21 protein-coding genes and 1 tRNA gene are annotated in these 21,200 nt (G+C 65.7%); 7 read left to right on the top strand and 15 right to left on the bottom strand.

Annotated features, from left to right (window positions below; translation table 11 throughout):
* Positions 1-114: 114 nt before the first annotated feature.
* Positions 115-990: a succinate--CoA ligase subunit alpha gene (gene sucD / locus AC5P9C_RS10100; RefSeq protein ID WP_005418610.1), complete on the bottom strand. Its 876-nt coding sequence runs from the start codon at positions 988-990 to the stop codon at positions 115-117.
* Positions 991-1,014: 24 nt separating this feature from the next.
* The gene (gene sucC, locus AC5P9C_RS10095; RefSeq protein ID WP_005418614.1) at positions 1,015-2,184 is read right to left on the bottom strand and encodes an ADP-forming succinate--CoA ligase subunit beta; all 1,170 of its coding nucleotides are present in this window, start codon (positions 2,182-2,184) and stop codon (positions 1,015-1,017) included.
* 407 nt (positions 2,185-2,591) lie between these two features.
* Here sucC and AC5P9C_RS10090 point away from each other — a divergent pair, with 407 nt between their 5' ends.
* Both AC5P9C_RS10090 and AC5P9C_RS10085 read left to right on the top strand, forming a co-directional pair.
* The gene (locus tag AC5P9C_RS10090; RefSeq protein ID WP_049471427.1) at positions 2,592-4,205 is read left to right on the top strand and encodes a sensor histidine kinase; all 1,614 of its coding nucleotides are present in this window, start codon (positions 2,592-2,594) and stop codon (positions 4,203-4,205) included.
* Between the two features lie 54 nt (positions 4,206-4,259).
* Positions 4,260-5,633 (top strand): sigma-54-dependent transcriptional regulator, encoded by a 1,374-nt coding sequence (locus AC5P9C_RS10085; RefSeq protein ID WP_049471425.1) that lies wholly within the window; start codon positions 4,260-4,262, stop codon positions 5,631-5,633.
* A 94-nt stretch (positions 5,634-5,727) separates the two neighbouring features.
* On the opposite strand, the gene pilB is transcribed toward AC5P9C_RS10085, so the two are convergent.
* The 3 genes from pilB to AC5P9C_RS10070 form a co-directional block, all read right to left on the bottom strand.
* Positions 5,728-7,458: a type IV-A pilus assembly ATPase PilB gene (gene pilB / locus AC5P9C_RS10080; RefSeq protein WP_343543124.1), complete on the bottom strand. Its 1,731-nt coding sequence runs from the start codon at positions 7,456-7,458 to the stop codon at positions 5,728-5,730.
* A gap of 224 nt (positions 7,459-7,682) precedes the next feature.
* The gene (locus tag AC5P9C_RS10075; protein WP_343543125.1) at positions 7,683-8,090 is read right to left on the bottom strand and encodes a pilin; all 408 of its coding nucleotides are present in this window, start codon (positions 8,088-8,090) and stop codon (positions 7,683-7,685) included.
* Between the two features lie 115 nt (positions 8,091-8,205).
* Entirely contained in the window at positions 8,206-8,613 is a 408-nt protein-coding gene (locus AC5P9C_RS10070) for a pilin (protein WP_343543127.1), read from the bottom strand.
* A 354-nt stretch (positions 8,614-8,967) separates the two neighbouring features.
* On the opposite strand from AC5P9C_RS10070, the gene AC5P9C_RS10065 reads away from it, so the two are divergent.
* The 3 genes from AC5P9C_RS10065 to coaE are packed head-to-tail and all read left to right on the top strand — an operon-like array spanning position 8,968 to position 11,721.
* Positions 8,968-10,227, top strand: a complete 1,260-nt coding sequence (locus AC5P9C_RS10065; RefSeq protein ID WP_343543129.1) for a type II secretion system F family protein — start codon at positions 8,968-8,970, stop codon at positions 10,225-10,227.
* A gap of 7 nt (positions 10,228-10,234) precedes the next feature.
* Entirely contained in the window at positions 10,235-11,098 is an 864-nt protein-coding gene (locus AC5P9C_RS10060; protein ID WP_005418626.1) for a prepilin peptidase, read from the top strand.
* 11 nt (positions 11,099-11,109) lie between these two features.
* Entirely contained in the window at positions 11,110-11,721 is a 612-nt protein-coding gene (gene coaE, locus AC5P9C_RS10055) for a dephospho-CoA kinase (protein ID WP_343541061.1), read from the top strand.
* A gap of 125 nt (positions 11,722-11,846) precedes the next feature.
* Here the strand turns inward: coaE and AC5P9C_RS10050 are convergent, their stop codons facing one another.
* The 8 genes from AC5P9C_RS10050 to AC5P9C_RS10015 form a co-directional block, all read right to left on the bottom strand.
* A complete protein-coding gene (locus tag AC5P9C_RS10050) occupies positions 11,847-12,233 on the bottom strand; it encodes a hypothetical protein (RefSeq protein ID WP_182068247.1) in 387 nt (128 codons plus the stop codon).
* A 492-nt stretch (positions 12,234-12,725) separates the two neighbouring features.
* Positions 12,726-14,096 (bottom strand): sensor histidine kinase, encoded by a 1,371-nt coding sequence (locus AC5P9C_RS10045; protein ID WP_049466038.1) that lies wholly within the window; start codon positions 14,094-14,096, stop codon positions 12,726-12,728.
* Positions 14,059-14,736 carry a response regulator transcription factor gene (locus tag AC5P9C_RS10040; protein WP_005410804.1) on the bottom strand — a complete coding sequence of 226 codons (678 nt, stop codon included), beginning with the start codon at positions 14,734-14,736 and terminating at the stop codon, positions 14,059-14,061. The genes AC5P9C_RS10045 and AC5P9C_RS10040 overlap by 38 nt, the downstream gene beginning before the upstream one ends.
* 162 nt (positions 14,737-14,898) lie before the next feature.
* Positions 14,899-15,360 carry a hypothetical protein gene (locus AC5P9C_RS10035; protein WP_049466036.1) on the bottom strand — a complete coding sequence of 154 codons (462 nt, stop codon included), beginning with the start codon at positions 15,358-15,360 and terminating at the stop codon, positions 14,899-14,901.
* A 115-nt stretch (positions 15,361-15,475) separates the two neighbouring features.
* Positions 15,476-15,946, bottom strand: coding sequence for a hypothetical protein (locus AC5P9C_RS10030; RefSeq protein WP_049466034.1), 471 nt, complete (start codon positions 15,944-15,946; stop codon positions 15,476-15,478).
* 97 nt (positions 15,947-16,043) lie between these two features.
* Positions 16,044-16,523, bottom strand: a complete 480-nt coding sequence (locus tag AC5P9C_RS10025) for a hypothetical protein (RefSeq protein ID WP_197640508.1) — start codon at positions 16,521-16,523, stop codon at positions 16,044-16,046.
* A gap of 258 nt (positions 16,524-16,781) precedes the next feature.
* Positions 16,782-17,660, bottom strand: a complete 879-nt coding sequence (rimK, locus tag AC5P9C_RS10020) for a 30S ribosomal protein S6--L-glutamate ligase (protein ID WP_005418651.1) — start codon at positions 17,658-17,660, stop codon at positions 16,782-16,784.
* Between the two features lie 97 nt (positions 17,661-17,757).
* Positions 17,758-18,000, bottom strand: a complete 243-nt coding sequence (locus AC5P9C_RS10015) for a hypothetical protein (protein ID WP_495205156.1) — start codon at positions 17,998-18,000, stop codon at positions 17,758-17,760.
* 146 nt (positions 18,001-18,146) lie between these two features.
* Here AC5P9C_RS10015 and AC5P9C_RS10010 point away from each other — a divergent pair, with 146 nt between their 5' ends.
* Positions 18,147-18,650, top strand: a complete 504-nt coding sequence (locus AC5P9C_RS10010) for a hypothetical protein (RefSeq protein ID WP_143025122.1) — start codon at positions 18,147-18,149, stop codon at positions 18,648-18,650.
* Positions 18,651-18,699: 49 nt separating this feature from the next.
* Here AC5P9C_RS10010 and AC5P9C_RS10005 read toward each other — a convergent pair.
* Positions 18,700-18,773 (bottom strand) — tRNA-Gly (locus tag AC5P9C_RS10005).
* A 160-nt stretch (positions 18,774-18,933) separates the two neighbouring features.
* On the bottom strand, positions 18,934-20,769 hold the full coding sequence (locus tag AC5P9C_RS10000) for an autotransporter domain-containing esterase (protein WP_074725060.1): 1,836 nt from the start codon (positions 20,767-20,769) through the stop codon (positions 18,934-18,936).
* 207 nt (positions 20,770-20,976) lie between these two features.
* Between AC5P9C_RS10000 and thiS the strand changes: the two genes are divergently transcribed.
* Positions 20,977-21,177 (top strand): sulfur carrier protein ThiS, encoded by a 201-nt coding sequence (thiS, locus tag AC5P9C_RS09995; protein ID WP_005418796.1) that lies wholly within the window; start codon positions 20,977-20,979, stop codon positions 21,175-21,177.
* The last annotated feature ends 23 nt before the right edge of the window (positions 21,178-21,200 follow it).

The following is a 21,200-nucleotide window of genomic DNA, read 5'->3' as shown; positions in this document are numbered from 1 at the left end:
AAAGGGATCTGACCCCACGCCAGACGCAGAAAGGCCGCCCGGAGGCGGCCTTTCTGTTTCAAGCAGCCGGCCAGCGGCCGGCGCTACAGCGTCGTCTGCCGGAGGCAGTCGATCTTATTTCACCAGCTTGGCGATGGCAGCGCCCAGGTCGCCCGGCGAACGGACGGTGACGACGCCTGCGGCTTCCATCGCGGCGAACTTGCCTTCCGCAGTGCCCTTGCCGCCCGAGGCGATCGCACCGGCGTGGCCCATGCGCTTGCCGGCCGGAGCCGACGCACCGGCGATGAAACCGACGACCGGCTTCTTCACGTGGTTCTTGATGTACTCGGCGCCGGCCTCTTCGGCGTCACCACCGATTTCGCCGACCATGATGATGCCTTCGGTCTGCGGATCTTCGTTGAACAGCTTCAGGCAGTCGACGAAGTTCAGGCCGTTGATCGGGTCACCGCCGATGCCGATGCAGGTGGACTGGCCCAGGCCGACTTCGGTGGTCTGCTTGACCGCTTCATAGGTCAGGGTGCCCGAGCGCGACACGATGCCGATCTTGCCCGGCTTGTGGATGTGGCCCGGCATGATGCCGATCTTGCACTCGCCCGGAGTGATGACGCCCGGGCAGTTCGGCCCGATCAGCACGGTGTCCGGGTAGGAGCGGGTCAGCACGTTCTTGACGCGCAGCATGTCCAGCACCGGGATGCCTTCGGTGATGCAGACGATGACCTTGATGCCGGCAGCCGCGGCTTCCAGGATCGCGTCGGCCGCGAACGGCGGCGGCACGTAGATGACCGACGCGTTGGCGCCGGTGCTCTGCACGGCGTCGGCAACGGTGTTGAAGACCGGCAGGTCGATGTGGGTGGTGCCACCCTTGCCCGGGGTCACGCCGCCAACAACCTGGGTGCCGTACTCGATCATCTGAGTGGCGTGGAAGGTGCCCTGCTGGCCGGTGAAGCCCTGCACGATCACCTTGGTGTTCTTGTTAATCAAAACAGACATGGGAATTTCCTTCGGTGTCGTGGATCAGGCGGCGTTCTTGACCGCTTCAACGACCTTCTTGGCGCCGTCGTTGATGTTGTCAGCCGGGATGATGGCCATGCCGCTGTCACGCAGCAGCTGCTTGCCTTCTTCCACGTTGGTGCCTTCCAGGCGCACCACGACCGGAACCTTGACGCCCACTTCCTTCACGGCGGCGATGATGCCTTCGGCAATCATGTCGCAGCGGACGATGCCGCCGAAGATGTTGACGAAGATGCCTTCGACCTTGTCGGAGGACAGGATCAGCTTGAACGCTTCGATGACGCGCTGCTTGTTGGCACCGCCGCCCACGTCCAGGAAGTTCGCCGGCTCGCCGCCGTTGAGCTTGATGACGTCCATGGTGGCCATGGCCAGGCCGGCGCCGTTCACCATGCAGCCGATGTTGCCGTCCATGGTGACGTAGTTGATGTCCAGCTCCGAAGCGGTCACTTCGGTTTCATCTTCCTGGGACTTGTCGCGCATCGCGACCAGTTCCTTGTGGCGGAAGTTGGCGTTGTCGTCGCTGTTGAACTTGCCGTCCAGCGCGTACAGGTTGCCATCGTCCAGGATCGCCAGCGGGTTGATCTCAACCAGCGCCAGGTCCTTTTCGTTGAAGATGCGGTACAGGTTCACCATGATGTTGGCGAACTGGCCGGCCTGCTTGGCGGTCAGGCCCATCTTGAAGCCGATGTCACGGCCGTGGTAACCCTGCACGCCCTCGACGAAGTCCACGTTCAGGGTGTGGATCTTGTCCGGGGTCTCGGCAGCGACCTGCTCGATTTCCATGCCGCCTTCGGAAGAGGCGATGTAGCTGATGGTGCGGGTGCCGCGATCCACCAGGACCGACAGGTACAGCTCCTTGACGATCTCACCGGCGGTGGTCACCAGCACCAGGTTGATCGGCAGCTCGACGCCGGCGGTCTGGTAGGTGGCCATCTTGGTGCCGAGCATCTTGGCGGCTGCGGCCTTCACGTCGTCGACGGTCTTGCAGAACTTGACGCCGCCAGCCTTGCCGCGGCCGCCAGCGTGGATCTGCGCCTTGACCATCCAGGGGCCCTGGCCCAGCGACTGGGCGACTTCAACCGCCTCGTCCGGGGTCGCCGCGACCTTGCCGGCCGGGACCGGGATGCCGTATTCGGCAAGCAGTTGTTTTGCCTGGTATTCGTGGAAATTCATGCGTCACCGTGGGAATAGGAACGACCGCACGCAATTCCTCAGGGCCCCTGGAAGAGGCACCGGCACGGACCGCGGCGGGCCCACTATTGTGGCCGAGCCGGCGCCGGGGCGCAAAGAAGTCTGTACAAAACGCCACACCCGGCCAGATTTCCGCCGTCATTCAGGCAGTTGCGCCCGGGCGCACGCTGGCTACCGGTATCCATCCCGGGCCAAATGCGCGATCCGAACCGCGCCGGCGGCGCCCTGCCGGGGGCCCTATACTGGTCAGCCAGGGTGTGTCGCGTCGGGGTTGCTCGGCCGCGTCCACCCCGGGCCACATCGAAGCGACGTGCCCGCCCGGCCTCAGGGGACGCCGGGCAGGCCCGCCGCAGATTCCAGACCCAGGCAGCCAGAAGGGGAGTTCCGGCGTGTCACCCAGTGCTTCATTGATCGACCGCATCGAATCGATTCCGCGGCGTGAGCTGTATTTCTTCGCGCTGTACCGGGTGCTGATCGCCTCGGTCATCGCCGCCCTGCTCTACAGCCCGCTGTCGGCCATGGTCGGCGAAGCGCACCACCCGCGGCTGGCCGACACCGTTGCGGCGATCTATCTGGGATTGTCGCTGCTGGCGCTGGTGATCGGCCGCAACGAACGCTGGCTGCGCCCGATCGTGGTCAGCGGCGTGCTGGTGGACATCGTCGCCGCCACCCTGCTGTCACATGCCCTGCCCGGTGCCAGCGCCGGCATCTCGATGTCGCTGCTGTTCAACATCGCCGCCGCCGCCACCCTGCTCCCGCTCAGCCTGGGGCTGGGCCTGGCGCTGGCCGCCAGCCTCGCCACCGGCGTCGAATACACCTGGAAGCTGCTGGAAGGCGGCGACCCCACCCGTACCCTGGCCGAACTGGCGATGTTCGCGACCAGCTACCTGGCCCTGGCCTTCATCAGCTACCAGGTCGGCAGCCGCGCGCGCCGCAACCAGCAACTGGCCAACCAGCGCGGCGACGAAGTGGCCAACCTGTTCCAGATCAACGAGCTGATCATCCGCCGCATGCGCACCGGCGTGCTGGTGGTCGACGCCGACAACCGCGTCACCCTGGCCAACGAGGCCGCCTCGATGCTGCTCGGTGACAGCGACGGCAGCGGCGAAAGCGGCCGCCTGGACCTGGCCAGCGCCGCCCCGGAACTCGCCCGCCGGCTGCAGCGCTGGCGCAACGGCTGGGCGCAGGACGAACTGCCGCTGCAACTCAACCCCGACCAGCCCGAAGTGCAGCCGCGCTTTGCCCGCCTGCTGGCCGGCAGCGACCTGGCCCTGGTGTTCCTGGACGACTCCAGCGTGGTCTCGCGCCGCGCCGAATCGCTCACCCTGTCGGCGATGGGCCGCTTCTCGGCCAGCCTCGCCCACGAGATCCGCAACCCACTGGCCGCGATCAACTACGCCGTGCAGCTGCTGGAAGAAGGCACCGGCTTCAACGAAAGCGACCGCCGCCTGCTGCAGATCATCCGCCAGCAGTGCCAGCGCACCAACGGCATCGTCGAAAGCGTGCTGGGCCTGGCCCGGCGCGAGCGCGCCACGCCCGAGAACGTCGACCTGGCCGCCTTCGTGCGCCGCTTCGTGCTGGAGTACAAGCAGGGTCAGACGCTGGAGACCGACAGCATCGAGCCGATCATCAGTGACACCTCCGTGCTGGCCCAGGTCGACACCAAGCACCTCTACCAGGTGCTGACCGTGCTGGTGCACAACGCGCTCAAATATGGCCGCATCGGCCAGCAGCCGGCACGGGTGCGCCTGCGCGTGGCGCAGCACGAGCGCAGTGCGGTCATCGACGTGATGGACCGTGGCCCCGGCATTCCCGAGAGTGTGGCCGCACAGTTGTTCCGGCCCTTCTTCACCACCTCCGAGCACGGCACCGGGCTGGGCCTGTACATCGCCCGCGAGCTGTGCCGGGCCAACCAGGCGCGGCTGGACTACATCCCGGTTCCGGCCGGTGGCTCCTGCTTCCGCCTGGTGCTGCCCGGCCCGCACACCCTGCTGCCGAGCTGATTCCGTGCGTCAAGCATTTGTCGCTTCCAGCCCCCTCGTTTATCTTCTCCGCCCATGAACGAAACCCGCAGCGCCCTCGTCGTCGACGACGAACGCGACATCCGCGAACTGCTGGTACTGACGCTCGGCCGCATGGGGCTGCGCATCAGTACGGCAGCCAACCTTGCCGAAGCGCGCGAACTGCTGGCCAGCAATCCGTACGACCTGTGCATCACCGACATGCGCCTGCCGGACGGCAACGGCATCGAGCTGGTCAGCGAGATCGCCCACCACTACCCGCGCACGCCGGTGGCGATGATCACCGCCTTCGGCAGCATGGACCTGGCCGTGGAAGCGCTGAAAGCCGGCGCCTTCGACTTCGTCAGCAAGCCGGTGGACATCGCCGTGCTGCGCGGCCTGGTCAAGCACGCGCTGGAACTGAACAACACCGAGCGCCCCGCGCCCGGCCCCGCCGCCGAACAGGGCGCACGCCTGCTGGGCGATTCGCCGGCCATGGACGTGCTGCGTACCACCATCGGCAAGGTCGCGCGCAGCCAGGCGCCGGTCTACATCCTCGGCGAATCCGGCGTGGGCAAGGAGCTGGTCGCACGCACCATCCACGCCCAGGGCGCCCGCGCGGCCGGCCCGTTCGTGCCGGTCAACTGCGGCGCGATTCCCGGCGAGCTGATGGAGAGTGAGTTCTTCGGCCACCGCAAGGGTAGCTTCAGCGGCGCCCACGCCGACAAGCCCGGGCTGTTCCAGGCCGCGCACGGCGGCACCCTGTTCCTCGACGAAGTAGCCGAGCTGCCCCTGCAGATGCAGGTGAAGCTGCTGCGCGCGATCCAGGAGAAGTCGGTGCGCGCGGTGGGCGCTGCCACCGAAGAACCGGTGGACGTGCGCATCCTCTCGGCCACCCACAAGGACCTGGCCGAACTGGTCGAGGACGGGCGCTTCCGCCACGACCTCTACTACCGCATCAACGTGATCGAACTGAGGGTGCCGCCGCTGCGCGAGCGTCGCCAGGACCTGCCGGAACTGGCCGCATCGGTGCTGGCTCGGCTGGCCCGCAGCCATGGCCGCCCGACGCCGCTGCTGGCGCCGTCGGCGTTGGACGCGCTGGCCCAGTACGCCTTCCCCGGCAACGTGCGCGAACTGGAGAACATCCTGGAACGCGCGCTGGCACTGGCCGAGGAAGATTGCATCGGCGCCGACGACCTGCGCCTGCCGCAGCATGCCCCGCGCACGCCCGGCAGCGCAGCGCCCGCCGAAGCCGTGGTGGACCTGCAACCCGGCAGCGCCGCCCTGCCCTCGTACATCGAACAGCTCGAGCGTAGCGCCATCCAGCGCGCGCTGGAAGAAAACCGCTGGAACAAGACCCGCACCGCCGCGCAGCTGGGCATCACCTTCCGCGCGCTGCGCTACAAGCTGAAGAAGCTGGGGATGGAGTAAGGACAGGGCCCGACGCGGGCCCACCAACGGGTAGTGCCGGCCGCTGGCCGGCAACCTCATGCATCGCGGCATCCACGCATGGCGTGGATCGACCTCAATCCTTCGTAACGCGGTTGATCTCGGCCAGGCTGGTGATCCCGGCCGCCGCCTTCTTCAACGCCGACTGGCGCAGGTCGTTCACCCCGATCTGCTGCGCGGCCTCGGCAATCTGCAACGCATTGCCACCGGCCAGCACGATCGTGGCGATCTCGTCGGTCATCGGCATCACCTGGTAGATACCGGTACGGCCCTTGTAGCCCTCGGTGCATTCGTCACAGCCGACCGCCTCGTACAGCTCGATACCCGCATCCAGCTGCGCCTGGGTGAAGCCCTCGGCCAGCAGCGCATGCTCGGGCAGGTTGGACGGGCGCTTGCAGTTGTTGCACAGCCGGCGCGCCAGGCGCTGGGCGATCACCAGGGTCACCGAGCTGGTGATGTTGTACGGCGCAATGCCCATGTTCATCAGGCGCGCGATGGTCTGCGGCGCATCGTTGGTGTGCAGCGTGGACAGCACCATGTGGCCGGTCTGGGCCGCCTTGATCGCGATCTCGGCCGTCTCCAGGTCGCGGATTTCGCCAACCATGATGATGTCCGGATCCTGTCGCAGGAACGAGCGCAGTGCAGCGGCGAAGGTCATGCCGCGCTTGTTGTTCTGCTGCACCTGGTTGACGCCGGGCAAGCGGATTTCCACCGGGTCTTCGGCGGTGGAGATGTTGCGCGTCTCGTCGTTGAGGATGCCCAGCGCGGTATACAGCGACACCGTCTTGCCCGAACCAGTCGGGCCGGTCACCAGCACCATGCCGTAGGGCTTGTGGATGGCGTCCAGGAACAGCTTCTGCTGGTCCGGCTCGTACCCCAGCTTGTCGATGCCCAGCTTGGCCGCGCTGCCGTCCAGGATACGCAGCACCACCTTCTCGCCGAACAGGGTCGGCAGGGTGCTCACGCGGAAGTCGATCTGCTTGGTCTTGGACAGGTTGAGCTTGATGCGTCCGTCCTGCGGCACGCGCTTCTCGGCGATGTCCAGCTGCGCCATCACCTTCAGGCGTGCGGCGATACGCTGGTTCAGCTTCACCGGCGCGCGCGCGACCATCTTCAACAGGCCGTCGATGCGCAGGCGCACGCGATAGTCGTCTTCATAGGGCTCGAAGTGGATGTCCGAGGCGCCCTTGCGGATCGCGTCCACCAGCACCTTGTTGACGAACTTCACCACCGGGGTGTCGTCGCCCTTGGCATCGATGCCGGAGTCGCCGCCCCCGGGAATGTCCTCGTCACCGCCGGACACATCCAGGTTGCCAATGCCATCGTCGTCACCGCCCAGTGCGTCGCCCAGCGTGTCATGGCTGGCATGCCACTGCTCGAGCGTGCGGCGGATCTGGTCTTCATCCACCAGGATCGGCTCCACCACCAGGTTGGTGTGGAACTTGATCTCGTCCAGCGAATGGGTCGGATTGCTGGTGCCCACGAACAGCTTGCCGCCGCGTTTGAACAGCGGCAGCACGTTGTGCTTGCGCAGCAGTTCCTCGCTGACCAGGCTCATTGCGTTCTGGCTGGCGTCGAACGTGGACACGTCGAACAGCGGCATGCCGAACTCGACCGCGTTGGCGGCCGCCAACTGGGCCGCCCCGACCACCTTGTTCTGCGCGAACCAGGTCGGCAGCGGCTGGCGGGCGGCAGCGGCCTTGGCCATTGCGTCACGGGCAGAAGCCTCGTCCAAGGCGCCATCCTGGACCAGGCGACGGGCCAGGCCGGTGATGCCGACGAGATTGACGGTGGTTACGGCATTCATATGGATCCTTGGCTCATCATGGGTCAGGCAGTGCGGCGCGCCTTCCAAGGGCACCGCACAGGGCAGCAGAACCTGCCGCGACCCGATGGCCGACGACGACGCCAATCCTTCAGCATGACTGCCTCGCCCGGCACTCCCAGCCCGGCAGGCACGATCCTGACTCCCTCGGGGATGATAGCCCCGTCAACGGCCCGCCAACATCCCATTGGCAGGCCGAAGTGTGATCAACAGCCGGTTGGGCGATAGCGCGCTTCGAAGGCGCTGCCGTCGCAGGTCCAGGTGCCGTCGGCTGCGCGGCGGAGGATGAGATCTTTGCCTTGCACTGCTCCGCCTCCGCTCACCGTGCATGCGATGCTTCCCACCCCGGCATCAGTAAGCTCAGCCTTTACTGCGGAGCAACGTTCCGTCACCTTCAATCCAATGTATGCGGCAGTAACGTCAGCAGCGTTCCTGCTGTCTTGCGCCACTGCTTCAAGCGTGGTCTTTCCTGGGCGTATGTCGGAAAGCGCGGCGGCCAATTGCGCCCGCGACACATAGTTCATATAGATTGGAATGGAGACCGCAGCGACGATTGCGATGATTGCGACGACAATCATCAGCTCAATCAACGTAAAGCCATTGCTTCGCTTCATGCCCCCCTCCCCAATGAGAGACTTGTTCACGAGATGTCTGCCCCTATGCATTTTATTAGCCATTAAACAAAAGGCCCCGATATACGGGGCCTTTTGCCATAACCGCTGCTAGCTATTACTTGCAGCCGCCCGGGATGTACTTAGCGTCCAGATCGGTCGCGGTGCAAGCCCAGGTACCATCTGCTGCACGAGCCAGAGCCAGCGAGCCCTTGGCAACCTTGGAATTACCCGACAGCTTGCAGGTGATCGTTGCGGTGCCAGCGGTCGCATCGCCGTCAACCGTAATCGCGCAGCGATCCGAGTTCTTCAGGCCAATCTGCGCCGGGGTCTTGTCGAAGGCCTTGCCTTCATTCAGCAGCACTTCTGCCTGGGTCTTGCCCGGGGTGATTTCCGCCAGACCAGCAGTAGCCTGCGACTTGGCCACGTAGTCCTGGTACATCGGCAGGGCGATGGCGGCCAGGATGGCGATGATCGCAACGACGATCATCAGTTCGATAAGGGTGAAGCCCTTCTGGTTCTTCATTTGATACATCCCCAAGATAGTGGTGGTTGATTTCAGAGCACAGGATCGGTCTGGCCGGCGGCCAGCTGAGCGGGTCCTGCCCCCTGCGGGTGGATCAACGCAGGTTGCGTGCCAACCCCGGCACGCCTCCCCCTGGATTTCCCCGCGCCCATGATGGCAGCTATTTCACGGATGGGAACCCCCCCGATGCGAATCTGCGATGGACGCGGCAATGTGACGCAGTGCGTCACCTTTGGTCGGCACCTGGCACGAATTCGCATGATGGTGCCCCCAACAACTGCCCAGACGGGCATGAACCCGCTACCATCGACGGCTAGACGCCCGCCTGGGGATGGCGGGTCTTGGGGAGCCGATATGTCTGTCAGTCGCAGTGCGATCAAGAAGGAGCCCGTGGCGCGCAGCACCACGGAGCTGCAGCCGTTTGTCTGGGAGGGGACCGACAAGCGGGGCGTGAAGATGAAGGGTGAGCAGACCGCGAAGAATGCGAACCTGCTGAGAGCAGAGCTACGTCGTCAAGGCATCACCCCAGGCACAGTGAAGCCCAAACCCAAGCCGTTGTTCGGCGCTGCAGGCAGCAAGATCACGCCGAAGGAAATCGCCTTCTTCAGCCGCCAGATGGCTACCATGATGAAGTCGGGCGTACCCATTGTGGGATCGCTGGACATCATTGCGAACGGGCATAAGAACCCGCGCATGAAGAAGATGGTGGATGGCCTGCGTGCCGATATTGAAGGCGGCTCGTCACTCTATGAGGCCATCAGCAAGTATCCGGTGCAGTTCGACGAGCTCTACCGCAACCTTGTACGGGCTGGTGAAGGCGCTGGCGTCCTCGAGACGGTGCTGGACACTGTCGCCAACTACAAAGAGAACATCGAAGCCCTGAAGGGCAAGATCAAGAAGGCGATGTTCTATCCCGCCATGGTGCTGGCGGTTGCCCTGCTGGTCAGTGGCATCCTGCTGGTCTGGGTCGTGCCGCAGTTCGAGGACGTGTTCAAGGGATTCGGCGCGGACCTTCCCGCCTTCACCCAGATGATCGTCAACATGTCGCGGTTCATGGTCTCGTGGTGGTGGCTGATCCTGCTGGTCATCATCGGTTCGATCGTGGGCTTCATTGCCGCCTATAAACGGTCGCCGAAGATGCAGCACAGCATGGACCGACTGGTCCTGAAGCTGCCGGTCATCGGGCAGATCATGCACAACAGCTCAATCGCCCGCTTTGCCCGTACCACCGCCGTCACCTTCAAGGCCGGCGTGCCTTTGGTGGAGGCCCTGGGGATCGTGGCAGGCGCCACCGGCAATACGGTTTACGAGCATGCCGTATTGCGCATGCGCGACGACGTCTCGGTCGGGTACCCGGTCAACATGGCCATGAAGCAGACCGCCCTGTTCCCGCACATGGTCATCCAGATGACCGGCATCGGCGAAGAGGCCGGCGCCTTGGACGCTATGCTGTTCAAGGTGGCCGAGTACTATGAGCAGGAGGTCAACAATGCCGTTGACGCCCTGAGCAGCCTGCTGGAACCGATCATCATGGTAATCATTGGTACCATCGTCGGCGGCATGGTCATCGGCATGTACCTGCCGATCTTCAAGCTCGCTTCCGTCGTCGGATAATCAATACATGGCATTTCTCGACCAGCATCCCGGCCTCGGCTACCCCGCCGCGGCCGCCCTGGGGCTGCTGCTGGGCAGTTTCCTCAACGTCGTCATCCTGCGCCTGCCCAAGCGGCTGGAGTGGCAGTGGAAGCGCGATGCGCGCGAGGTCCTGGAAGAACCGGACTTCTACGAGCCCCCACCACCGGGGATCGTGGTCGAGCCCTCGCACTGTCCGCACTGCAAGCACAAGCTGAGCTGGTACGAGAACATCCCGCTGTTCAGCTGGATCATCCAGGGCGGCAAGTGCCGCCATTGCAAGGCGCCGATCTCGCTGCAGTACCCGCTGGTCGAGGCCCTGACCTCGGTGCTGGTGCTGGCCTGCGTCTGGCAGTTCGGCTTCGGCTGGCAGGGCTTCGGCGCCATCGTGCTGACCTGCTTCCTGATCGCCTTGTCCGGCATCGACCTGCGCACCCAGCTGCTGCCCGACCAGTTGACCCTGCCACTGATGTGGCTGGGCCTGATAGGCAACATCGACAACCTGTACATGCCGGCCAAGCCTGCCTTGGTCGGCGCGGCGGTGGGCTATCTGTCGCTGTGGATGGTCTGGTGGCTGTTCAAGCAACTGACCGGCAAGGAAGGCATGGGCCACGGCGATTTCAAGCTGCTGGCCGCCCTCGGCGCCTGGTGCGGGTTGAAGGGCATCCTGCCGATCATCCTGCTGTCGTCGGTGCTGGGCGCCATCATCGGTTCGATCTGGCTGTACACCCGGGGCCGTGACCGCGCCACGCCGATCCCGTTCGGCCCCTACCTGGCCATCGCGGGCTGGCTGTACTTCATGTGGGGCGCTCCCGTGGTGGAGCAGTACCTGGTGTTGAGCGGGCTGCGCTGAGGGGAATCCCCATGAGCGGGTATGTGGTTGGCCTGACCGGTGGCATTGCCGCCGGCAAGAGCGAGGTGACCCGGCGCTTCGAGGCGCTGGGCATCGTGGTGGCCGATGCCGACCTGGCCGCCCGTGCGGTGGTTGCTGCCGGCAGCCCCGCCCTGGGCCGTATCGCCGAGCGCTTCGGCGCCGGCATGCTGCAGGCGGATGGCAGCCTGGACCGGGCGCGCCTGCGTGCCCATGTATTCGCCGACCCGACCGAACGGGCCGAGCTGGAAGCGATCACCCACCCGGCCATTCGCCTGCTGATGCAACAGCAGTGCGTGCAGGCCACCAGTCCCTATGCGATTGCCGCCATCCCGCTGCTGACCGAGGTCGGTGGGCGGCAGGCCTACCCGTGGCTGGACCGGGTATTGCTGGTGGATGCGCCCGAAGCGGTGCAGCACGCCCGGCTGATGCAGCGCGACGGCATCGACGCCGCGCTGGCCAACAAGATGATCGCCGCCCAGGCCAGCCGCGCGCAGCGGTTGGCGCTGGCCGATGATGTGGTGGTCAACGATGGCCACCCGGAAGGCCTGCAGGCGCAGGTGGAGGCGCTGCATGAGCGCTATCTGGGGTTGGCTGGGGGTTGAGGCCTGGTTGCCGGCCAGCGGCCGGCACTACCAAAGCGAATCCACGCGTGGCGTGGATCTACTGGACGACTCGGCTGCCGGCCAGCGGCCGGCACTACCGAAGCGCATCCACGCATGGCGTGGACCTACTCCAGCTGCAGGCGGGCATAACGGGCCAGTTCCCGGGCGCCAAGCAGCAATCCGTCGACCACATCCGGGCTGAGCTGCTGGTGGGCGCCGCCCTGTTCGCGGGCGGCTTCGGCGGCGTGCAGCACCTGCATGAGTGCATTCAAGCCGGCCAGGGTGCGGCTGAGGCCGGCCATGGTGGCCGCCTGGGCCGGGCTGAGGCCCTGTGCTTCCAGGCGCCGCCCGTCGGCTGCATCGCGACCGTCCATGCGGGCAAGCAACGCAGGCAGCAGATCCTTGGGATCGTCGAGCAGGGTTTCGATGCGCTCGGCGAGGTCGGCCGGCAGCAGGTTGGCGGCTTCGCCGATCAGGGCATGCAGTTGGGGGAACAAGGGGCGTGCGGACATGGTGAATCTCCTCGCAGACGACGAGCCACCTGCGGATGCGAGGTGGCGGACGGTGCGGGTTGGCGTACCGGAGACCCAACAACTCAAGCGCGAGGAAAAAGACTCCAGCGGATTCTGATGAATCCCCACGCACCATCCGCCGAAACAAGGCAGGCGGTGCATTGTCCATGATGAGCCGCAGCCCACCCGGAGCGCTTGAGTTGAAGGTTTTTTTCAGGACGCCAATCCCGGCCAGGGCACCTGCCCCGGCCGACCCATCTGGCCATCACGTAGCGCTGTGATCTGTAAGGAAATTCTCAAGCCGCAGTTGGGTGTACGAATGCGTGCATGCGGACACGCGCGCTACGTGGCAACGGTCACGGTGATGTCGTGTTGGGCTTCTGGTCCATCACGCCTGCGAAGTTAATTCGATGGCACTAGCGACACAGGGCGCGTTGTGAGGTCGGCAGGATTCGTGCCGACCAAGGTCGGCACCCACCCAAGCAGGCGCCCTTACAACGGCTTCGGCGAGAACGTCAGCGTGGCGATCACGCCGCGCTCGCCACCGGGGCGCACGCTGACCTGCCAGCCATACAGATCGCACAGGCGGCTGACGATCGACAGGCCGATGCCACCGCCCTGTGAATGACCGGCGTGCGTACCGCGATAGCCGCGCTGGAACAGCTTGGCGGCGTCCTCTTCGCTCAGGCCCGGGCCGCTGTCGGTCACCGACACCGAATTGCTGCCGACAAAGACGCGCACCTCGCCATCCTGCGAGTATTTCACCGCGTTGCCGATCAGGTTGCCCAGCGCAACCGACAAGGCCGCCTCCGGCGCATCGATCACCAGGTTGCGCTCGCCTTCCAGTACCAGCTCCAGCGGCTTGCCGCCCAGCTGTGCGCGGTGCGCATCCAGCAGCTGTTCGGCCACGCGGGCGACGTTGCTGGTGCCCTGCCCACGCTCATTGCGCGACAGCAGCAGCAGCGCGCCGATCAGGTCGCTGCACTGCTGTTCGGCACGCTGGATGCGCTGCAGACGCTGCAGCACCTTCTCATCCAGGCCGGGCCGGGTCAGCAGCAGCTCGGTGGCGCCACGTATCACCGCCAGCGGCGTGCGCAGCTCGTGGCTGACGTCGGCATTGAACTCACGGTCGCGCTGCACCACTTCGGTCAGCCGCGACGAATAGTCATCCAGCGCCTGCGCGAGCTGCCCCACTTCGTCATCGGGGAAACGCGGCGCCAGCGGCTCGGGCTCGCTGGTGCCGCCGCGATAGGCGCGCAACCGCGCAGCCAGGTCCGAGACCGGCTTCATCACCTTCGATGCCGACCACCAGCCGAGCACCAGCGACAGCAGGCTGAACACCAGCACCGACAGCACCAGCGCGCGGTTGAGCTGCTGCCCGCCGCGCACGCTGTCGGTCATGTCGTAGGCCAGGAACGCCCAGGCGTCGGGTGTTTTGCGCACGGCCAGCTTGTACGCATAAGGTTGCCCGCGCTCGTCCACGCCAGAGATGTTGTGATTGCCATCGGGCAGCGCGGCCCAATCTGGCTCTTCTTCGCGCAACGCCTCGAACTTGTCAGGCTTGACCAGGCGCGCACGCATCTGCTGCACGGGCAGGTCGGGGTTGCGGTCGGGGCTCTCGTAGAACCGCCGCACGTACTCGTTGATGTTGCGGTTCATCACGTCTTCGACCAGCTGGTTTTCCACGCGCATGCGGGCCCAGTTGGTGGCGAACGCGAACAGCGTCGTCAGGCAGAAGCCCAACAACACGAACGAGACGATGATGCGGCTGCGCAGGCGCCGCCGGTACGGCGAACGCCGGCGCTCCCCCTTGGTTGCCACGGAATCAGGCTTCCGGGGTGGCGATGCGGTATCCGATGCCATGGCGGGTCTGGATCAGCGGCACTTCAAACGGCTTGTCGACCACTGCACGCAGGCCGTGGATATGGACGCGCAGCGAATCCGAGTCGGGCAGCTCTTCGCCCCAGACGCGGGTCTCCAGCTCCTGGCGGGTGACCACGGCCGGCGCGGCTTCCATCAGGGCCTGCAGGATCTTCAGCGCGGTCGGGTTGAGCTGCAGCAGCTTGCCCTGGCGACGCACCTCCAGCGTGTCCAGGTTGTATTCCAGGTCGCCGGTTTCCAGCACGCGGGTCTGCACGCCCTTGCCGCGGCGCGACAGCGCGTTCAAGCGCACTTCCACTTCCTGCAGCGCGAACGGCTTGATCAGGTAGTCATCGGCACCGGAATCGAAACCGGCCAGCTTGTTGTCCAGCGAGTCGCGGGCGGTCAGCATCAGCACCGGGGTCTGCTTGCGCGCCTCGTTGCGCAGCTTGCGGCACACTTCGATGCCATCCATGCCCGGCAGGTTCAGGTCCAGCACGATGGCGTCGAACTCGTGGACCACGGCCAGGTGCAGGCCGGTCACGCCGTCGGCGGCGAAGTCCACGGTATGACCACGATCCTCAAGGTAGTCGCCAAGGTTGGCGGCGATGTCGCTGTTGTCTTCGATTACGAGAATGCGCACTGGGACCTCTGGTTCTTGAAGGGTCGTCGGGGGGCCAGGCCCACCCGCTCAGGATGCCCCTGTGCGGGTGGACGCGACGTCTACCTGCTGAACGATACAGGTTCCATTCTTAACATTTCGTACCGACGGGGCGACACCGGGCAAGGCCCCTGCGGCGGCGGGTCAGCGGCTGATGCGCTGCTGGTCGGTCAACGCCTGGCGGCTGTCTTCCTGGGCCTTGCGACGCTGGGCCACGGTCAGGCAGACACTGGTCGGCATGTTGCTGCCGGTGAGGCGCTCGCGACGGCAGATCATGCGGCTGTCGGCCTGGGCACGGGTCATGATGGTATTGACGATCTCCTGCTCGTTGAACAGGTCGTTGCGCTCCTGCGCCGCCAGCTCATCCACCTTCTCGCGGCCATTCATCTTGATCCGGATCCGGTTCAGCGCCTGCTGCACGCGACTCTTGTCCTCCAGCCCGATTTCACTGTAGTCCTCGCTGCCCATGGCCGTTTCGACGCGGCGGATCTGCTCGGACACCGGGGTGAAGGAATCCATCTGCACGGTGTCCTTCTGCGCCTTGGCCTGCACGGTGGCCACCAGGCCGAGCGACAGCATCAGGGCGAGCGTAGTGTTGCGGTACATGACGAGCTCCATGTTCGTCCATGAATAGGGTCTCGACTTTACGGTTCCGCCGATGCGTCCACAAGGGACGCACGGCAGGGTGACCGATGGCCGCGCGCGGCCCGCGCGACAGTGCTCAGGGCTTGTAGTTGTTGAAGCGCTGGCCGTCGTTGAGCGCCTTGCGGCTGTCTTCCTCCGCCTTGCGGCGCTGGGCCACGGTCAGGCAGACGCTCTGCGGCATGTTGCTGCCGGTGGTGCGCTCGCGACGGCAGACCATGCGGCTGTCGGCGTGGGCGCGGGTCATGATCGTGTTGATCACTTCCTGGTCGTTGAAGATCTGGGTGCGGTCCTGCGGGCTGACCTGTTCGATGCGTTCGTGGTCGCCCATCTTGATCTTGATGCGGCCCAGCGCCTGCTGCACGCGGCTCTTGTCTTCCAGCCCGATCTCGCTGTAGTCCTCGCTGTTGATGGCCGCCTCAACGCTGCGGATCTGTTCGGCCACCGGTGCATTGGCGTCGAACTTCACCTGTGCCTTCTCGGGCTTGGCGTGGGCGGTGGTGGCCAGTGCCAGGCCCAGCATCAGGGCGACGGGAATCATGCGCTGCATCGTTACCTCCAGGTTCTTCCATGAGTGGAAATCGATCCTGCGCTATCGCCGACGCGCCGTCACGGCACGGTCGGCGAGACCACAGGCCCGTGCGCGCTCAACGCCCGGCGGGCGGTGGGCTGAGCATGTTGTAGCTGCGCTGGTCGTTGATCAGCGCCTTGCCCTTCTCCTCGATCCGGCGCCGTTCGGCCACGGTCAGGCAGCGGCTCTTGGGCATGTTGCTGCCGGTGGTGCGTTCGTACTTGCAGATCTGCCGGCTGTCTTCGTGGCCGCGCGCCAACAGGGTGTTGATGCGCTCCTGCTCGTTGAACACCTCGGCCTGCAGCTGCGGCGGCAGTTCCTGCACGGTCTGGCGCTCGCCCAGGTGCTGGCGGATGCGCGACAGCGACTGCTGCACCTGGCCGCGATCCTCGGCAGACAGTTCGGCATAGTCGGGGGCAGCCAGGGCGGTTTCCACCTGGCGCATCTGTTCGGCGACCGAGCCCTGCCGGTCCATCTGTACAGCGGCTTTCTCCGGCTTGGCGGCAACAGCGCCAGACAGGCCCAGCAGCAACGCGATCGTCATGATGCGGTACATCGCCAACCTCCCGATCCATCCCGGAACGAAGGGCCAACTCTACGACCGTCACGCGGCCTCCACAAGAGACCTTGGGCACGGGGCCCACCGGCATAAAAAAGGCCCAGGCGGTGCACCCGCCTGGGCCTGAAGTCGTATCCCGATACCGATCCTGCTGAGAGGCAGAGCTGCGGTTCGCTGAAGCCTACGCCGGGGTCGATTAAAGCCTCGTTAAAGCCGCGGATCATTTACCCATGAGAATCACAACCCCATGAATAATCAGGGCTTTTTGATCTTCTCTACGTGCTCGATGATCCGCGTGGCCACGTCGACCCCGCAGGCCGCTTCGATGCCCTCCAGCCCGGGCGTGGAGTTGACCTCCAGCACCAGCGGGCCGCGCGCGGAGCGGATCAGGTCCACGCCGCAGACCGACAGGCCCAGTGCCTTGGCCGAGCGCACCGCCACCTGCTGCTCGGCACGGCTGGCCTTGGCCGCCACGGCGGTGCCGCCGGCGTGCAGATTGGAGCGGAAGTCGCCCTCCGGTGCCTGCCGCTGCATCGACGCCACCACCTGATCGCCGACCACGAAGCAGCGCAGGTCGGCCCCCTTGGCCTCGCCGATGAATTCCTGCATCAGGAAGTTGGCATACAGACCGCGCAGGGCCTCGACGATGCCGCGCGAGGCACTGGCCTTTTCGGTCAGGATCACGCCACGCCCCTGGGTGCCTTCATTGAGCTTCACCACATGGGGTGGCGGACCGAGCATAGACAGCAGGTCGACGGTGTCATCAGGGTTGTCGCCGAACACGGTGACCGGCATGTCGATGCCCTTGGCCGCCAGCAGCTGGTGCGCGCGCAGCTTGTCGCGCGAACGCAGGATGGCGTCGGAGGGGTTGGGCGTGCGCGCGCCCATCAGTTCGAACTGGCGCAGCACGGCGGTGCCGTAGCGGGTGATGGAGGCACCGATGCGCGGGATGACCATGTCCACGCCGGTCATCGGCCGGCCCTTGTAGTGCATGGAAAAGCCATCGGCGGCGATGCGCATGTAGCAGCGCAACGGATCCAGGATGCGCACGGTGTGGCCCCGCGCGCGTGCCGCCTCGACCAGCCGACGGGTGGAATACAGAGAGCTGTTGCGGGACAGGATGGCGAGCTTCATCGCAGTGGGATCGGTCGGCAGGCGCGCAGCATAGCGCGGGCGTGTGGCGGGCGGATGATGCCCGTCGCCGACGATCACCAACGTTGTGGATGAAGCGTCAGCTGTCCCGTCCAGCGCTGGCCTGGAAGCCGTGGGCCGCTTCGCCCAGTGCCGCCACGCAGGCCATCTGCAGGGCGGAATTACTGAACGCCTGCTGGTAGATCTGCTCGATCAGTTGCGCGGCCTTGGGGCCGCCTGCACGCCCGAGCGCGCGCACCGCCTCAAGCTGCTTGTTCGAGCCGACGCCGACGGAAAGAAAGATTCTGTGGATGCGCTCGACGACGTCGTCCCGGCAGTTCATGGATGGCAGCTCCTGATCAATATCCGCGCACGCTAGTCGGTCAGTGCCGGCCTGCCCATGGGAAAAGTTTGAAGCGTTACGCGCCACCGCCGCAGCACTTCTAGGAGTTCTACGAAAATGTCGCTTTCGGCTGGAAGCGAGCAAGCGTGCCGATCACCATGGAAGCTCGCCCAAAAACGGAAATTCCGATGTCGAAAATGGAGCAACTCGCACAGAAGCTGCAGCAGTCCGCACACGCGGAACAGGCCCGGGCCATCGCGGTCGAAAAACAGTACCAGGACTGGATCCAGTCGCTGCATGTGCTGTTCGACACCATCGAGCTGTGGCTGCAACCGTTGGTGCAGGCACAGGTGGCCACGCTGCGCCGGGACACGGTCACCATCACCGAGAATCCGTCATCCGGGGAACTGAAAACCTACGCGGCCCCCGCACTGACCCTGAGTGTCAATGGCAAGGCCGCCGCGATCAAGCCTCTGGCCCGCTTCTGCTTTGGCTGCCAGGGACGGGTGGATATTCTGGCCCGGGAAAACCAGTGGCACCTGACACGGCACTTGGAGCCGGACGAGGTCTGGTACCTGCACACGCATGATCGCGCCCAGGGACGCGTGCTGGACGCGGACGCGTTGGCCGCGGTGTTCGCGGCGTACTGAGGCAGTCTGGAGGAACCCGCGCGGCGGAATGCGGCGCGGTCATGAAGGATGGAGCGGGCGATGGGAATCGAACCCACGTCAGTAGCTTGGGAAGCTACAGCTCTACCATTGAGCTACGCCCGCAGTGCGCGGTGAAAGTCTATGCGGTTGGGCCAGTGTTGCGCAATGGCACCATGCCGCAAAGGGGTCAGAGCCGTTTCCTGGCGGAAACGGATCCGCCCCCTGGCGCAACAGGTCGGAGCCCTTTCCCTGCGGAAAGGGCTCCGACCCCGGCGGTTACTGCTTAGAACGTGCCGCTGAAATTGGCGAACAGGGTGGCGTCCTGCGCGCGCTTCTGGCCGGTCGACGCGCTCAGGCCGAAGTTGCTCTGCAGGCCGAACAGTTCGGTGCGGGCACCCAGCACGACGGTGGCGTAGTTCTTGTCGAACTTCAGGCCCGGCACGCGGTAGCTGCCCAGTTCCGGCAGGGTCTGCAGCCAGGCGCTGGCCTGCTTGGTGTCCTCGAACTCGTGATCGTAGGTCACCTGGGCGTACGGCTTGAGGGTGCCGCCATCGAAGCGGGCCTGCCAGCCGATGCGACCCACGGTCGAATCGACGTTCTGGCGGTCGTAGCCCAGTGCGGTGGCCAGGGTGCCGGCCGCAGCGCTTTCGGTGTAACCATCGATCTTCACCTTCTGCCAGATCACCGAGGCGATCGGGCCGTGGCGGAAGCCACCTTCGGTGCCGAACTCGTAACCGGCGTTCAGCGCGGCGGTCAGGTTGCTGCCGTCCGGCGAACCACCATGCTCACGGGTGGCCGGGCCCAGCTGGACCTTGCGGTTCACGTCATAGGACAGCCAGGTGTAGCTGACCTGGCCATTCACCCAGATGCGGTCGCCATACCAGCCTGCGAACAGACCGGCGGTGGTGTCCTTCTGGGTGAAGTCGCCACGGCTGTTGCCGAAGTCGGCGTTGAGGCGGCCGAAGCCGGCGAAGCCGCCGAACACCATGCCGTCGCGGGCCCAGTCGATACCGAACAGGCCGGCCGGGGCCAGGCCGTCGTACAGGTCGGCGTGGTCGTAGCGTTGCAGGTCGCCACGCACGCCGCCCCACCAGGACAGGCCGTCGGCCGGACGACCGCCGAGGTGCATGCTGACCTGGTCGGCACGCGAACGACCGATGGTCTGCGCCGAGTGGCTCAGCACCTGCTGCAGGCGCGGGGCTTCCAGCACCGACACCGCGTACTGGCCCAGCAGCTGGTGGCCGGCGGTGGTCGGGTGCACGCCGTCGGCGAACAGGTAGGTGTTGGCCGCATCCGGACTGACGTAGCTGGTCGGGTTGCAGGTCAGGATGCTCTGCGTCGAGTTGGCCGGGTCGATCCTGCAACCGGTGCTGGTGACGTTGGTGAAGCCGTACATGCCCGGGTTGGCGGCGACTTCGCCCAGCACGGTGAAGGTATCGAGCGGGATGAACGCGATGCCAGCCTGCTTCAGGCCGCCGTACAGCGCCTTGTTGTAGCCGGCCGACAGCGCGGTGGCGGCGGCGGCATTCGGACCGCGGAAGGCCGGGGTCAGGCCGACGTTGGGCAGGTTCGGCACCAGCACGTACTCGGCACCGGCCTGCTTCAGCGCGCCGACCAGGGCGATCTGATCGGTGACGGCGGCGCCGATGATGGCCTGTGCCTGCGCCGGCGCAGCGGCGGCCGCGAACAGGTCATTGGCACCGCCCCACACCGTGTACAGGACATTGGCGTCAGCCTTGCCGCCATTGGCAGCCAGATAGCGCGCCGCCTGCGACTTCAGCGACGGGATGGTTCCCATCGGGCTCGCCACGTCCACGCCGACGCGGGCACCGCCGACCGCGTAGTTGTCGCCGCTCTGGCCGTTGCCGTTGGCGGCGCCGTTGAGGCCGTAGTAGTTGGCGACCTGCTGCGCCCACACCCAACCGGGGTTGGTGGTGAACTGGCCGGTCACCGGACGCACATCGGCCGGCAGCAGCGGGCGGAAATAGCCGGCATCGGTCAGGCTGTCGCCGAAGAACACGGCCTTGGAATACGGGGATTCGCCTGCCATGGCCGGAAGCGCGGCCAGCGCGATCGCGGCCGCCATCAGGGAGCGGATCGGGCGTTTGCTGAGCAGCATGTAAAAAACTCCTGTGGGGATATCGTTGAGGACCCGGCGGACGTACGCCGGCGCACGGTGAATGGTTTCACTGCGCCGCGTTTTGCTCACGCTGCGCCGCCGCATGGATTGTCGCCCGAGGGCGCTGGACCCCGCTGTGCCGGGGCTGGCGATCAGCGACATTTGCAAGGGTTCCGATCCGCGCAGGCCATCGGCGACAATGCGGTGATGAACATCCAGCTCAACGGCGAACCCCGTACCCTGCCCGCCTCGGCGACCCTCCACGATCTGCTGCAGGCCGAGCAGCTGCTGCAGCGCCGGGTCGCGGTCGAGGTCAACGGCGAGATCGTCAGCCGCAGCCGCCATGGCGAGCACGTCCTGGCCGAAGGCGACGTGGTGGAGATCGTGCACGCGCTGGGCGGCGGGTGAGGCTGCGCGGGTAGTGCCGGCCG

The sequence above is a fragment of the Stenotrophomonas sp. YJH_SMC_10 genome (assembly GCF_059371555.1).
Note: the sequence above shows the minus strand (reverse complement) of the source record. Positions and strands in the feature narration are given on the sequence as shown.